We start from the raw sequence: 13,617 nt of genomic DNA on the forward strand, positions 1-13,617 counted from the left end.
GGCGCCAAGGCCCAGAGGACGGCGGGTCGAAGGCGAGGACGCGTCGGCGGGATTGAGTACGCCGGTGTCCTTGGCGGTGCGCTTGAAGAGTTTCATGGAGCTCCTCGGGTCGTCCTGAAGGGCGGGTCTGCTCAGTGGCTGCCGGAGTGCCCGAAGCCGCCGGCGCCACGCTCGCTGCTGTCGAACTCGGTGACCAGCTCGAACTGCGCCTGGATCACCGGAACCAGCACCAGCTGGGCAATACGCTCGCCGATGGCGATGCTGAAGGCGCTCTGGCCGCGGTTCCAGCAGGACACCATCAACTCGCCCTGGTAGTCCGAATCGATCAGGCCGACCAGATTACCCAGCACGATGCCGTGCTTGTGGCCCAGCCCCGAGCGCGGCAGCACCAGCGCCGCCAGAGCGGGGTCGGCGATATGGATCGACAGCCCCGTGGGGATCAGCAGGGTCTGGCCCGGCTCCAGGGTGGTATCAGCCTGCAGCATCGCGCGCAGGTCGAGGCCGGCGGAGCCGCTGGTGGCGTATTCGGGCAGGGGAAAATCCTGGCCAAGGCGAGGGTCGAGAATTTTTGCTTGGAGTTTGTGCATGGTGATCAGGCCTGCTGGAAACGGTCGGCGATAAAAGCGATCAACTGGCGGGCGATATGCCCCTTGCTGGCCTGGCTGAAGCGTGTCTGGTGCTGCTGGCGGTCGATGATCGTGACGGCGTTTTCTTCGCTGTTGAAACCGATGCCGGGGTTGGCGACATCGTTGGCGACGATCAGGTCGAGGTTCTTGTCGCGCAACTTGCGCGTAGCGTATTCCAGCAGGTTCTCGGTTTCAGCGGCGAAGCCGACGCTGAACGGGCGGTCTTCGCGTCCGGCCAGGGTGGCGAGAATATCGGGATTGCGCACCATCTGCAGGAGCATACCCTCGCCACTGCTGGGGTCTTTCTTCAATTTGTGCGGTGCGACCACTTCCGGTCGGTAATCGGCAACGGCAGCGGCGGCGATGAACAGGTCGCAGGGCATCGCCGCTTCGCAGGCGGCCAGCATGTCACGGGCGCTGACCACATCGATACGTTGCACGCGGTCGGGCGTCGGCAGGAAGACCGGCCCCGCGACCAGCGTCACGCGCGCACCGGCCTCGGCGGCCGCTTCGGCCAGGGCGAAACCCATCTTGCCGGAGCTGTGATTGGTGATGTAGCGCACCGGGTCGATGTTTTCCTGGGTCGGTCCGGCGCTGATCAGCAGGTGCAGGCCGGTGAGCAGGCCATTGTCGAAACAGTCGGCGGCGGCATGCGCCAGCTCATCGGCTTCGAGCATGCGCCCCATGCCGACGTCACCGCAGGCCTGGCTGCCCGAGCCGGGGCCGAACAGGCGGATGCCGCGCTGTTCCAGCAACTGGCGGTTGGCCTGGGTGGCCGGGTCGGCCCACATGGCCTGGTTCATCGCCGGCGCCAGGGCGACCGGCGCATGGGTGGCCAGCACCAGGGTGGTCAGCAGATCGTTGGCCACGCCCTGGGCCAGGCGCGCCATGAGGTCGGCGGTGGCCGGCGCGATCAGCACCAGGTCGGCCCAGCGCGCCAGTTCGATATGTCCCATGGCGGCTTCTGCCGCCGGGTCGAGCAGGTCGAGATGGACCGGGTGCCCGGACAGCGCCTGCAGGGTCAGCGGGGTGATGAATTCGCGCCCGCCACTGGTCATCACGACCCGCACTTCTGCACCCTGATCACGGAGCCGGCGTACCAGCTCGGCACTCTTGTAGGCGGCAATGCCGCCACCCACGCCGAGGACGATGCGTTTACGATAAAGCCGCTGCATAGGCCTGCCTTGTTACGGTGTGAACTGGTTCCGGCAGAGGCCGGGTGCAGTCGATAAAAAGTCGACACGATATCACAGCGTTTACAGGGAATAGGGCACTTCTAAAAACGTAGGCGATGACAACGCAGGTAGTTTTTAGAGGTGCCCAATAGGCGCTCGCTCGACAGGGAGGTGACATGAGCATTCGTGACTGGCCGGCGGCGGAACGGCCGCGGGAAAAACTTCTGGAGCAGGGCGCGGCTGCCTTGTCCGATGCGGAATTGCTGGCGATCTTTCTGCGTACCGGCGTGGCCGGCAAGAGCGCGGTGGATCTGGCGCGCCAACTGCTTGGCGAGTTCGGCAGCCTGCGCACACTGCTGGAAAGCGATCTCGAACAATTCAGTGCGCACCTGGGGCTGGGCCCGGCCAAGTTCGCCCAGTTGCAGGCGGTGCTGGAGATGGGGCGGCGGCATCTGGCCGAACGCATCCGCCGCGACTCGGCACTGGAAAGTCCGCAGGCGGTGCGCGATTACCTCAAGGCGCGCCTGCGTCACGAGCCCCACGAGCTTTTCGCCTGTCTCTTCCTGGATTCCAAGCACCGCGTCCTGGCTTTCGAGGTGCTGTTTCACGGCACGATCGACGGCGCCAGCGTTTACCCCAGGCAAGTGGTCAAGCGTGCGCTGGCGCAGAATGCGGCGGCGGTGATCCTCACCCACAATCATCCCTCCGGCGTGGCCGAGCCGAGCCAGGCGGACCGGCAGCTGACGCGCAAACTGAGCGATGCGCTGGCGCTGATCGATGTGCGGGTGCTCGATCATTTCATCGTGGGTGATGGCGAGCCGCTGTCCATGGCCGAATACGGCTGGATGTGAGGCCGGGCGCGAAAAGCCTGTTTTCTGCTGGCCATTTGCGACCAAGGGACGATTGCCCATTGACGACGGAGATGAGTACAAGGGTTGACACCAAACAGAACAAGAGGCCGTCATGAGCCCTGCTTTCCGCCTTCATCCCAAGGCTTGCCTGTTGCATGCAATGACATTGCTGGGATTACTGATCCTTCATGGCTGGATGGTACTGCCGCTCCAGCTGCTGGCCCCCTTGCTGTTGCTGCTCGGCCTCTGGCCCTGGCTGATACCCTGGCGTACCCCGGCGGGCGAGGGGCAGGCCGCCGTTGAAAGCCAGGGCTTTGCCGAGCTGAGCAAGAACCTCTCGCGGCATACCTGTCACAACGCCTTGTCGGCGGCCCAGGTGTCCTTCAGTGCCGAGCAACTGGCCGCACGCCTGCACTCGCAGCTGGCGGCGATCAGCGAGATAGCCAATGGCGCCGAGGCGATGACCGTCACCGAACAGGACAGCGCCGCTCGTGCCCAGCAGGCACTGGAGGCCGCCGAAGCCGTGCGACGCAGCAGTGACACCGGTCGCAGCGAGCTGCAGCAGGCCATCGAACGCATGCAGCGACTCAGCGCGCAGACCGAGGCTAGTCGTGAGCTGCTCGACGGACTCTCGACACGCACCGAGGAGATCAGACAGATCACCGAGGTGATCCAGTCCATCGCCAGTCAGACCAATCTGCTCGCGCTCAACGCCGCCATCGAGGCCGCGCGTGCGGGTGAGACCGGTCGTGGTTTTGCGGTGGTGGCCGACGAGGTACGCAACCTGGCCGGGCGCACCAGTAGCGCTACCGAGGAAGTCGGGCGGATGGTCGGTGATATCCGCGCCCAGAGCGAGGCGGTGGTCAGCCATATCCAGAAACAGGCCAGCGAACTCGACGGGGCCGCTGCGCAGGTTGCCGGCACTGGTGTGCAGCTCACGGATATTGCCGAGCTGGCGGCCAGCGTTGAAACCCAGGTGGCGGAAATCACGGCAGGGACCGGCAGCAATCATGAGCGACTCGCACACCTGTTCACCGCGGTGGATCAGTTGCGTGCCGACGCGCTCGACAGCGAGAAACAGACCCGCCAGCTGGAACAGTCGGCGGAAAAGCTGGTCGGCCAGGCCGAGGCGGTCAGCGAACAGCTCGCCGAAGTGCAGCTAGACGACTATCACCAGCGTATCTTCGATCTGGCGCGTGAAGGGGCGGCGACCATCGGCGCGCGCTTCGAGGCAGACCTTGAGGCCGGGCGTCTGAGCGTCGAGGACCTCTTCGACCGTGACTACAAGGCGCAGCCGGGTACCGATCCGACGCGTTACCACACCCGTTTCGATCGCTATGCCGATGAAGTGCTGCCGGCAATCCAGGAGCCGCTGCTCGACCGCAACGATGCACTGGTCTATGCCATTGCCATCACCCCGGACGGCTATGTTCCGACCCACAACCGGGCGTTCAGTCAGCCGCCGGTAGGTGATCCTGTTGTGGACAGGGTCAAGAGCCGCAGCAAGCGCCTGTTCAATGACCGCACTGGCGGGCGCTGCGGCAGCCATCAGCGCAAGGTGCTGCTACAGACCTACAGCCGCGATACCGGTGAGCTGATGCATGATCTGTCGGTGCCGATCATGGTGCGCGGACGGCACTGGGGCGGCTTGCGTCTGGGCTATCGTCCCGAGCCGTGAGGCCTGGGACGAGGCAGCCACAGCGATTTCAGTGGGTGAGTGTCATCCACTGGTCGCTGAGGCTGCGTGCGTGACGGTCGACCATGATCGGCGCGAATGCGCGTCCCGAGGCGGTATTGAAACTGTTGTTGCCGCTGTTCATGTCTGCGAGCGCGGTTTTGAGAAAGCTCCAGCGGGTTTTCAGCCTGGCCACGGCGGGATCGGCTTTGTCGTCCAGTGCGGCGAGCTGCTCGTCGATGGCGGGTACCAGCCGGCGTTCGTCCTGCCCCAGATAGGTTTCCGGTTGCTCGCGAGCGATCTCGAAGGAGCCGACATAGGCGCGACTCAGGTACTGTACCGTCAGATACTCCACCTTGGCTGGCAACTCGGCCTGGGTATCGGCGCCCTGCTGGTTGCGCACGGCGCTCAGGAAGTCGCGTAGCGCCTTGCTCATCTGCAGGGTCCAGCCCCAGGGCACGTCATCTTCCTCGTGGCCGAACCCGGCGCCTTCGCGAAGCCTGTCTTGCAGGACCTGATGCAGTGCACGTAGCGTGTCGTTCGTGCCGGGATAGTTTCTCAGGGCGGTGTTCAGGTCGGAAAGATCGCTTTCCAGACGTTTCAGATGAGCCTGCTGGAAGCCCTCTCCGCGATAGAGCAACAGGCTGCTGGTTGCCCGGTTGGCATGGACCTGCATGCTTTCCAGGGCCGTGAAGGTTTGAGCCTGGGCGGGATTGAGCAGGGCTGGCAGCCAGCCGATCAGCAGAACCAGCAGCCAGATCCATTTACGTGGGTGCATATCGCGCTCCTTTTTATTTTTATAGGCAAGCGCCGTCTCTGCGGCCTCAGCGCGCTAGCCTAGTCGGGCTGGTGGCATTCTGGTGTCACACTGGATAATGATTTGGGCGAGACGTCCGTTTGAGGCGCGAACTTGGCTGATATGCCATTAATGCTGGTTGTGGCGCCCTGCCTAGAGCATTCGCTCCAGGCCGATGATCCTGCTCAGCCAGGCACTGATGCGTCGCCAGGTGCCGCCGGGCTCGCGGGTGAGAACCCTTTGCTGACCCTCGTCTTCGGCGATCCAGGCCAGCCGTTTGGCGCCCTTGTGATCGACCAGACGAACTTCATAGCTCACCGTGGGTGATGTCCCTTCGAGCGTCAGCCGATGGACTGCGCTGGCCAGTTCGGGACTGTCGATCAGCACGCCGACCTCGGTATTCCACAGCACCGAGCGTGGATCGAAGTTCAGCGAGCCGAGGAAGACTTCCCGCTGGTCGAATACGGCGGCCTTGCTGTGCAGGCTGGATTCGGATTCGCCGAGCAGGTTGATGGACGTCTCCTGGTCCGGTTGCCGACGCAGCTCGAACAGCTGCACGCCGGCCTCCAGCAGCTGGATGCGGTAGGGTGCATAGCCGCCATGCACGACGGGTACATCAGTGGCCTCCAGGGAATTGGTGAGGATGCGAATGGTGACGCCGTTTTCGGCGTGCCGGCTGAGGTAGGCCACGCCGTCTGCGGTCGGCACGAAATAGGCCGAGATCAGCGTCATCTCATCGCTGACCGAATCCAGGCTGGGCTGCAGTTGGGTGGTCAGCAGCAGATGGGCGTCGGGAATGCCTGAGGCATTGATCTTTTCGGGGTGGTCCCAAAGCGCCGCGCCGGGTGCCCAGATCAGATCGTCGAGCCATTGCTCCAACTGCGGTTCCTGCAGTTCGGTCATCAGGCGCTGGTAGCGCGGCGTATCCTTCCCGCGCTCGGTCTGTAGATAGAGGGTGATCTGCTGGCGGGCCTCGCTCAGTTCCGTGGTTGTGGGCGGGCTGCGGAGAAACTGCTGGATGGGCACGCTGAGCGGGTGGTTCCAATATTGGTCGAAGCTGGTTGCCAGTTGCTCGGCGACCGGGCCGGCACTGAGCAGGTCGAGGTCGGTGAAGTTGAGGCCCTTGTCTATTTCGAAATACTCGTCGCCCAGGTTGCGTCCGCCGACGATCGCCAGGCTGCTGTCGGCGAGTATCAGTTTGTTGTGCATGCGTCGGTGTTGCTGTGAAAGGTTCAGCAGGCGGCCCAGGGAGCGGGTGACGAAATTGCTGCGACCTATATGCAGCGGATTGAAAACGTGGATGAAGATGTTCGGATGCGCGGCCAGGGTTGCGATCTGGTAGTCGTTGCCGTCGCTGGTGGTGTCGTCGAGCAGCACCCGCACGCGTACACCGCGATCGGCGGCATGCAGGAGTTCACCGACCAGTGCGCGGGTACTGAGGCCGTCGTGGACGATGTAGTACTGCACGTCGAGGCTGACTTCGGCGTGGCGAATCATCTTCATCCGCGCGGCGAAGGCTTCGGTGCTCGATGACAGCAGGCGAAAGCCGGAATGCCCCGCTGGCTGGCCGGCGGCAATGGTCTCGACCCTTCGTGTCAGCTCGGATGTCTGGTTGGGCAGCGAGGAAGACGGGGACAGTGGCGCGGCCTGTCCGGCACAGCCAGCCAGCAATAGCATTGCTGTCAGTGGCAGGCACCTGCGCAGGCAGGCAGACCACTGAAGAACAACATCGCGCAAACCTGGCGTTGAGGATGCCTGGTTAAGGTCCGCAGGCTTCACGAAGGACGCCGGATGCTGACGGGCGGCAACCGGGCTGTGCTTCTGTGGCTGCCTTTGCCTGAGATTGCCTGCAATGTTCAACGGCCTGTCAGTCCCTTACGGTTGTCGATGTTTTCTTCGCGGCTTGTTAGACGTCAGCGAGACGGCGGAATTCAGAGCTGATCCCTGAGTCGATGCCAGAGCATGCCGAGGGCCAGCAGCGGCGAGCGCAGCAGGCGACCGCCGGGGAAGGTTGGGTGCGGCACCCTGGCGAACAGGTCGAAGCGACCGTCGAGCTGCCCGCTGATGGCTTCGCCCAGCAGCCGACCGGCCAGGTGCGTGGCGTTCAGGCCATGGCCGGCGTAGGCCTGGGCGAAGTAGACGTTGGGCTGTTCGGCGAGCCGGCCGATCTGCGGCAGGCGGTTGGCGCCGATGCCGATCATCCCGCCCCATTGATAGTCGATGCCGACGCTCGCCAGTTGCGGGAACACCTCGAGCATCTTCGGTCGCATGTAGGCGGTGATGTCGCTGGGGTCGCGTCCCGAGTAGTGGCAGGCGCCACCGAACAGCAGCCGGCGGCCTGCCGAGAGGCGGAAGTAGTCCAGCGCCACGCGCTGATCGCAGACGGCGCTGTTCAGCGGCAGCAGTTCCCGGCAGAGCGTTTCGGGCAGCGGTTCGGTGGCGATGATGTAGCTGCCGGCGGGCAGTATCTTGCCCGCCAGCTGCGGATGCAACTGGCCGAGATAGGCATTGCAGGCGAGCACCAGCTGCCGGGCGCGGACCGTGCCGGTTGCGGTGCGGACGCGAATCTCGGCGCCGTAGTCGATCCGTTCGGCGGCGGAATGTTCGTACAGACGCACGCCCAGCGTCTGCGCCGCGGCGGCCTCGCCCAGGGCCAGGTTGAGTGGGTGCAGATGGCCCGAGCCGGGGTCGAACAGCCCGCCCAGGTAGCGCTCCGAGCCAATCACTTCGTGGAGGTCGGCCTTGGTGATCTGCCGCAACCGATGGGGGTAGCCGAGGCGCTGGAGGTCGGCATACTCCTCCTCGAAGTTGTCCAGGTGTCGCGGCTTGGTCGCCAGATCGCAGTAGCCCCAGGTCAGGTCGCAGTCGATGCCGTAGCGCTCGATGCGCTGGCGGACGATCTCGACGGCCTCGAAGCCCATGCGCTTGAGCGCGTCCACGCCGTCTTCGCCGATCACGGGGGCGAACTGCTCGACGTCGTGGCCCACTCCGCGAATCAGCTGGCCGCCGTTGCGACCGCTGGCGCCCCAGCCGATACGCCGTGCCTCGAGCAGGACCACCGACAGACCGCGCTCGGCCAGTTCGATCGCGGTATTGAGCCCGGTGAAACCGCCGCCGACGATGCAGACATCGGCCGTCTGCTTACCCTCCAGGCGAGGCAGCTCGAGCGGTCGGTTGACGCTGGCGGCGTAATAGGAGGCCGGGTGATCTTCGCTATGAATGGCGGCTTGGCGGGCGCGCATGAAAGGCTCCTGGATGAATGGCGTGGCAGAAGGGTAGACCGGTCGCTCGTTGCGGGGCAAAGGGCGCCCCGTCCGGCGGATTTGCGTTGACCTAATCCGGTACCGGCATTTCCAGCGATTCCTTGACTTCTTCCATGACGATATAGCTCTTGGATTCGCGCACATGGGGCAACTTGAGCAGGATGTCGCCGAGCAGCTTGCGGTACGAGGCCATTTCCGAAATGCGCGCCTTGATCAGATAGTCGAAATCGCCGGAGACCAGGTGACATTCGAGGACGTGGGGCAGTTTGAGCACCGCGCGGCGGAACTCCTCGAAGATATCGCCGGACTTGTACGCCAGGCTGATTTCCACGAATACCAGCAGCCCGCCCTTGAGGTGGTGCGGATTCAGGCGCGCCGAATAGCCCATGATGATGCCTTCGCGCTCCAGGCGACGCACGCGCTCGGTGCAGGGCGTGGTGGACAGCCCGATGCGCTCGCCCAGTTCGGTGAATGGCATGCGCCCTTCGGCCTGCAGCAAACGAAGGATCTGGCGGTCGATCCTGTCCAGTTCGCGGCGTACCTGGTGCCGGGTTCGCATAGATGTATTCCCTCCGGCAAAAGCGTTATCGACGTGAATAAAGCGCAAGGATAGCTGCTTATATAGTGAATTTCACCAGGCGTGCCTTCCTATACTCCCTTTCAATAGCGTGTCCCGAACAAGCTCGTCGAACGGGTGGGAGGTTGCAATGCGTGTACTGATTCTCGGTGGTGGCGTGATCGGCACCACCAGTGCCTACTATCTGGCCCGCGCCGGATTCGAAGTGGTGGTGGTGGACCGTCAGCCGGCCGTGGCGATGGAAACCAGCTTCGCCAACGCCGGGCAGGTTTCCCCCGGCTATGCCTCGCCCTGGGCCGCGCCGGGCGTGCCGTTGAAAGCCATCAAGTGGCTGATGCAGCGGCACGCGCCGCTGGCCATCAAGCTCACCGGCGACATCCGCCAATACCTGTGGATGGCACAGATGCTGCGCAACTGCACGGCGGCGCGCTATGCGGTGAACAAGGAGCGCATGGTGCGGCTGTCCGAGTACAGCCGCGACTGCCTCGACGAGCTGCGTGCCGAAACCGGGATCGATTATGAGGGGCGCCAACTGGGCACCACGCAATTGTTCCGCACCCAGGCACAGCTGGATGCGGCAGCCAAGGACATCGCCGTGCTCGAGGCCTCGGGCGTGCCCTACGAGCTGCTCGATCGCGCCGGCATCGCCCGTGCCGAACCGGCGCTGGCGCGGGTCTCGGACAAACTCAGCGGCGCTCTGCGTCTGCCCAACGACCAGACCGGCGACTGCCAGATGTTCACCACGCGCCTGGCCGGGATGGCGCGCGAGCTGGGCGTCGAGTTCCGTTTCGAGCAGAACATCCAGCGCCTCGAATACGCCGGCGATCGCCTTTCCGGCGTGTGGATCGACGGCAAGCTGGAAAAGGCCGATCGCTACGTGCTCGCGCTGGGCAGCTACAGCGCCGACATGCTCGAGCCGCTCGGCCTGCGCGCCCCGGTGTACCCCCTCAAGGGCTACTCGCTCACGGTGCCGATCAGCGATGCGGCGATGGCGCCGGTGTCCACGGTGCTGGACGAGACCTACAAGGTCGCCATCACCCGCTTCGACCAGCGCATCCGTGTCGGCGGCATGGCCGAGATCGCCGGCCATGACCTGTCGCTCGATCCGCGTCGGCGCGCCACCCTGGCCATGGTGGTCAGCGATCTGTTCCCGCTGGGCGGCGATCCCGCCACGGCGGAGCTCTGGACCGGCCTGCGCCCGGCGACTCCGGACGGAACGCCGATCGTCGGCGCGACACCCTATCGCAACCTGTTTCTCAATACCGGACACGGTACCCTTGGCTGGACCATGGCCTGCGGTTCGGGGCGTCTGCTGGCCGACCTGCTGTTATCCAGGCGGCCGCAGATCAGCACCGAGGGGCTGGACATCTTCCGCTATGGCAAGCACAAGGAGGCTGGCAAGCATGCCCATCCGGCGTCTGCACACTGAAACCCGTTACAGCGAGGCGGTCATACACGCCGGCGCGGTCTATCTGTCCGGCCAACTGGCCGATGATCTCGAGGGCGACATCCACCAGCAGACCCGCGAGACGCTCGCCAGCATCGAGCGCTTGCTGGCGGAGGTCGGCAGCGACAAGTCGCGGCTGCTGTCGGCGACCATACATCTGCGCGACATGGCCGATTACGCCGGGATGAACGAAGTCTGGGATGCCTGGCTCCCTGCGGGAGCCGCACCGGCGCGCACCGCGGTGCAGGCACTGATGTACCGGCCGCAAGTGCGTGTGGAGATCACCGTGGTGGCCGCCATGTCCGACCTGGCCGGCCCGGTGCTCTAGGCGCCGCAGTCCCGCATAGGTGGACCCGTGAGGGTGGATAAGCCGCACGCGGCGTTATCCACCCTACGTCATCATGCCCATCCGGAGTGCCCGGAAAATCGCACCAGCGTGTTGTAAATACTGAACGCCATTGCCATCATTAGCGCCCTCATCGCTTCGCTCTTGAAAGGGGGCTCCCGTATTGGACGTCGGCGTTCGACTGCAAACCATTCGCAAGCTCAAGGGCCTGTCCCAGCGTGAACTCGCCAAGCGTGCGGGCGTCACCAACAGCACCATTTCCATGATCGAGAAGAACAGCGTCAGCCCTTCGATCAGCTCGTTGAAGAAGGTCCTGGGTGGCATTCCCATGTCGCTGGTGGAGTTCTTTTCGCCAGACTTCGAGCAGGACGGTGATACCCAGGTGGTTTACCGGGCCGGCGAGCTGATCGATATTTCCGACGGCGCCGTCAGCATGAGGCTGGTGGGCAAGGCGCACCCGAGCCGTGCCATCGCCTTTCTCGACGAGACCTATCCGCCGGGCAGCGACACGGGGGAAGAGATGCTCGTGCATCAGGGTGAAGAGGCCGGCATGCTGGTGGCCGGATCTCTGGAGCTGACGGTGAATGGCCAGGTCCACGTTCTGGCAGCTGGCGACAGCTACTACTTCGATAGCAGCAAACCCCACCGTTTCCGCAATCCCTTCGACGAGCCGGCCCGGCTGATCAGCGCCACGACTCCGGCAAATTTTTAAGTGAGCAGGGTGACCGCCAGCGCCTTGAAAGTCCGCCAAGCAAAGGCGGAGCATTGACGGAATGCGACACAGGGTCGCTGCTGGCACCTGTGCCGAAGCCGGCTGTTTCGGCAGGCCCGGCTTGCCGCTATACTAGCCGCCGCTCGCGTACCGTGGCCGCGAGCGTATCAAGCCACATGAGGGGATAAGGTGAACCTGATTAAGAAGATCCTGGTAGCGCAGACTGCCGTAGTAGCCCTGTGGGCAATGAGCGCTCAGGCTGCGACCGATGAAGCCATCGCCGAGCGTCTCAAGCCGGTTGGTGAAGTCTGTATTCAAGGCGAAGAATGCGCGGCGGCGGGTGCCGGTGCCGTGGCTGCCGCTGGCGGCGCTGCCCGTAGCGGCGAAGAGGTCTATGGCAAGTTCTGTACCGCATGTCATGGCAGCGGGCTGCTCAATGCGCCCAAGACCGGCGATGCCGCCGCCTGGAAAGGTCGCGCGGACGCGGCTGGCGGCCTGGACGGCCTGCTCAAGCACGCCATCAGCGGTATCAACGCCATGCCGCCGAAGGGCACTTGCGCGGACTGCTCGGACGACGAGCTGAAGAGCGCGATCCAGCACATGTCCGGTCTCTGATCGGATAATCCGCGTCATCGCAAAGCCGCCTTCGGGCGGCTTTGTCGTATCTGCGGGAGCAAAGCTGCGACCTGTCGGTCCGATGTCTCGAAGCCTGTGGCCACCGAACCCGTGGTCTGCGCCGTCACGAGAGGTCGTCATGTCCAGTTCCGCGCTGCAACCCGAACACCTGCATTTCACCAGCGACGGGCGCACGCCCAATAGTCCGCACCCGGTACTGATCTATCGCCAGCTGCCACTGAACGATGCAGACCTCGCCGCCGCCTTCGAGCGGTTGTTCGCCAGCCATTTATGGCCGGCGCAGTGGCGAGGCAGTGTCTATGACTACCATCATTACCACTCCACCGCCCATGAGGTGCTCGGCGTATCCAGCGGCTGGGCGCGGCTGGTGCTGGGTGGCGAGCAGGGGCGGGAAGTCGAGCTGCGGGCGGGCGATGCCCTGGTGCTACCGGCCGGGACCGGCCACTGCGGCGCTCAGGCAAGTGCCGATTTTCAGGTCGTGGCGGGCTATCCGCCAGACCAGCGCTACGACTTGCTGCGTCCAGACGAACGCAGCCACGACGCGGCGCGTGAGCGCATTGCCCGGGTTGGTGTACCGATCAGCGATCCGCTGACCGGCACACAAGGGGCGCTGGTTGCGCTCTGGCGTGAAGGTGCCGCGGTCAGTCGATGAACTGAACCTGACCGTCGCGCAGCGATTGAACCCGCGCCAGCGACTCGACGCGAAAGCCGGCTTCTTCCAGCTCCTGGCGTCCGACCTGGAAGGATTTTTCGATCACGATACCCAGCCCGGCGATGCTGGCGCCGGCCTGCTGGATGATGGCGATCAGGCCCTTGGCGGCTTTGCCGTTGGCCAGGAAGTCATCGATGATCAGCACGCGGTCATCGGCTGAAAGATGGTTGGTGGAGATCGCGATGGTGCTTTCCACCTGCTTGGTGAAGGAATACACCGAGGCGGTCAGCAGATGATCGGTCATGGTCAGCGACTGGTGCTTGCGGGCGAAGATCACCGGCACGCCCAGTTCCAGTCCGGCCATGATCGCCGGAGCGATACCGGAGGCTTCGATGGTGACGATCTTGGTGATGCCCTCGTCGCGAAAGCGGCGGGCGAACTCCTCACCGATCAGCTTCATCAGCAGGGGGTCGATCTGATGGTTCAGGAAAGCGTCGACCTTGAGTACCCGGTCGGAGAGTACGACACCTTCACTGCGAATTTTCTGTTTCAGCTGTTCCACGAACGCGCTACCTCAAGCGAACCCCACGGGACAGACTTCGGAAACCCTTTGACCCGATACGCAGTGACGCGGCAGGCAACGCGCCGGGAAACGGGGCGTGCAGGCTGCCGTGAAATGGTGATGGCGAGCGTTGGAGCTTTCCGTGAGTCCGGAAAGCCGCGCATTCTCGCTCAATTTCCCCTCCAAATTCAAAGGCTGCTGCAGTCCGTTTCGCCGTTCGGACGAGCGGCCGCCCGGTCAGGGGCACCCGGCGCCGTTGAATCGGCGCACTGCTGGCGGGCCGCCCGGGCGGAACTATC

At 64.2% G+C, this 13,617-nt stretch carries 14 protein-coding genes; 7 read left to right on the forward strand and 7 right to left on the reverse strand.

Features of this window, described 5'->3' with window-relative positions:
• Window positions 1-131: 131 nt before the first annotated feature.
• Both dut and coaBC read right to left on the reverse strand, forming a co-directional pair.
• Window positions 132-587: a dUTP diphosphatase gene (gene dut, locus G7020_RS04685; RefSeq protein WP_181082778.1), complete on the reverse strand. Its 456-nt coding sequence runs from the start codon at window positions 585-587 to the stop codon at window positions 132-134.
• A 5-nt stretch (window positions 588-592) separates the two neighbouring features.
• Window positions 593-1,801, reverse strand: coding sequence for a bifunctional phosphopantothenoylcysteine decarboxylase/phosphopantothenate--cysteine ligase CoaBC (gene coaBC / locus G7020_RS04690; protein ID WP_181082779.1), 1,209 nt, complete (start codon window positions 1,799-1,801; stop codon window positions 593-595).
• 176 nt (window positions 1,802-1,977) lie between these two features.
• Between coaBC and radC the strand changes: the two genes are divergently transcribed.
• Both radC and G7020_RS04700 read left to right on the forward strand, forming a co-directional pair.
• On the forward strand, window positions 1,978-2,652 hold the full coding sequence (gene radC, locus G7020_RS04695) for a RadC family protein (protein ID WP_181082780.1): 675 nt from the start codon (window positions 1,978-1,980) through the stop codon (window positions 2,650-2,652).
• A 112-nt stretch (window positions 2,653-2,764) separates the two neighbouring features.
• Window positions 2,765-4,330: a methyl-accepting chemotaxis protein gene (locus G7020_RS04700; RefSeq protein WP_181082781.1), complete on the forward strand. Its 1,566-nt coding sequence runs from the start codon at window positions 2,765-2,767 to the stop codon at window positions 4,328-4,330.
• A gap of 28 nt (window positions 4,331-4,358) precedes the next feature.
• Here the strand turns inward: G7020_RS04700 and G7020_RS04705 are convergent, their stop codons facing one another.
• From G7020_RS04705 to G7020_RS04720, 4 genes are all read right to left on the reverse strand, one after another.
• Window positions 4,359-5,105 (reverse strand): hypothetical protein, encoded by a 747-nt coding sequence (locus G7020_RS04705; protein WP_181082782.1) that lies wholly within the window; start codon window positions 5,103-5,105, stop codon window positions 4,359-4,361.
• Between the two features lie 171 nt (window positions 5,106-5,276).
• Window positions 5,277-6,827, reverse strand: coding sequence for a phospholipase D family protein (locus tag G7020_RS04710; RefSeq protein WP_423835557.1), 1,551 nt, complete (start codon window positions 6,825-6,827; stop codon window positions 5,277-5,279).
• Between the two features lie 227 nt (window positions 6,828-7,054).
• Complete coding sequence (locus G7020_RS04715) at window positions 7,055-8,365, reverse strand: NAD(P)/FAD-dependent oxidoreductase (RefSeq protein ID WP_181082784.1); 1,311 nt, start codon at window positions 8,363-8,365, stop codon at window positions 7,055-7,057.
• Between the two features lie 91 nt (window positions 8,366-8,456).
• Window positions 8,457-8,945: an Lrp/AsnC ligand binding domain-containing protein gene (locus G7020_RS04720; protein WP_014851363.1), complete on the reverse strand. Its 489-nt coding sequence runs from the start codon at window positions 8,943-8,945 to the stop codon at window positions 8,457-8,459.
• 148 nt (window positions 8,946-9,093) lie between these two features.
• On the opposite strand from G7020_RS04720, the gene dadA reads away from it, so the two are divergent.
• From dadA to G7020_RS04745, 5 genes are all read left to right on the forward strand, one after another.
• Entirely contained in the window at window positions 9,094-10,392 is a 1,299-nt protein-coding gene (gene dadA / locus G7020_RS04725; protein WP_181082785.1) for a D-amino acid dehydrogenase, read from the forward strand.
• The gene (locus tag G7020_RS04730) at window positions 10,367-10,738 is read left to right on the forward strand and encodes a RidA family protein (RefSeq protein WP_181082786.1); all 372 of its coding nucleotides are present in this window, start codon (window positions 10,367-10,369) and stop codon (window positions 10,736-10,738) included. Before dadA ends, G7020_RS04730 begins: the two co-directional genes overlap by 26 nt.
• Window positions 10,739-10,919: 181 nt before the next feature.
• Complete coding sequence (locus G7020_RS04735; protein ID WP_181082787.1) at window positions 10,920-11,468, forward strand: cupin domain-containing protein; 549 nt, start codon at window positions 10,920-10,922, stop codon at window positions 11,466-11,468.
• A 189-nt stretch (window positions 11,469-11,657) separates the two neighbouring features.
• Window positions 11,658-12,083 carry a c-type cytochrome gene (locus G7020_RS04740; RefSeq protein ID WP_058074302.1) on the forward strand — a complete coding sequence of 142 codons (426 nt, stop codon included), beginning with the start codon at window positions 11,658-11,660 and terminating at the stop codon, window positions 12,081-12,083.
• Window positions 12,084-12,222: 139 nt separating this feature from the next.
• Window positions 12,223-12,756, forward strand: a complete 534-nt coding sequence (locus tag G7020_RS04745; RefSeq protein ID WP_181082788.1) for a cupin domain-containing protein — start codon at window positions 12,223-12,225, stop codon at window positions 12,754-12,756.
• On the opposite strand, the gene xpt is transcribed toward G7020_RS04745, so the two are convergent.
• A complete protein-coding gene (gene xpt, locus G7020_RS04750) occupies window positions 12,746-13,318 on the reverse strand; it encodes a xanthine phosphoribosyltransferase (RefSeq protein ID WP_181082789.1) in 573 nt (190 codons plus the stop codon). The genes G7020_RS04745 and xpt overlap by 11 nt on opposite strands.
• Between the last annotated feature and the right edge of the window lie 299 nt (window positions 13,319-13,617).

It is taken from the genome of Stutzerimonas stutzeri (assembly GCF_013522825.1).
Lineage (GTDB): Bacteria > Pseudomonadota > Gammaproteobacteria > Pseudomonadales > Pseudomonadaceae > Stutzerimonas > Stutzerimonas stutzeri_AK.

Excerpts from the sequence above, each read along its gene's own strand:
- dadA (WP_181082785.1), top strand. The coding sequence starts at position 9,094 with ATGCGTGTACTGATTCTCGGTGGTGGCGTGATCGGCACCACCAGTGCC.
- G7020_RS04730 (WP_181082786.1), top strand. The coding sequence starts at position 10,367 with ATGCCCATCCGGCGTCTGCACACTGAAACCCGTTACAGCGAGGCGGTC.
- dut (WP_181082778.1), bottom strand. The coding sequence starts at position 587 with ATGCACAAACTCCAAGCAAAAATTCTCGACCCTCGCCTTGGCCAGGAT.
- coaBC (WP_181082779.1), bottom strand. The coding sequence starts at position 1,801 with ATGCAGCGGCTTTATCGTAAACGCATCGTCCTCGGCGTGGGTGGCGGC.
- G7020_RS04705 (WP_181082782.1), bottom strand. The coding sequence starts at position 5,105 with ATGCACCCACGTAAATGGATCTGGCTGCTGGTTCTGCTGATCGGCTGG.
- G7020_RS04720 (WP_014851363.1), bottom strand. The coding sequence starts at position 8,945 with ATGCGAACCCGGCACCAGGTACGCCGCGAACTGGACAGGATCGACCGC.
- G7020_RS04715 (WP_181082784.1), bottom strand. The coding sequence starts at position 8,365 with ATGCGCGCCCGCCAAGCCGCCATTCATAGCGAAGATCACCCGGCCTCC.
- G7020_RS04745 (WP_181082788.1), top strand. The coding sequence starts at position 12,223 with ATGTCCAGTTCCGCGCTGCAACCCGAACACCTGCATTTCACCAGCGAC.
- radC (WP_181082780.1), top strand. The coding sequence starts at position 1,978 with ATGAGCATTCGTGACTGGCCGGCGGCGGAACGGCCGCGGGAAAAACTT.
- G7020_RS04700 (WP_181082781.1), top strand. The coding sequence starts at position 2,765 with ATGAGCCCTGCTTTCCGCCTTCATCCCAAGGCTTGCCTGTTGCATGCA.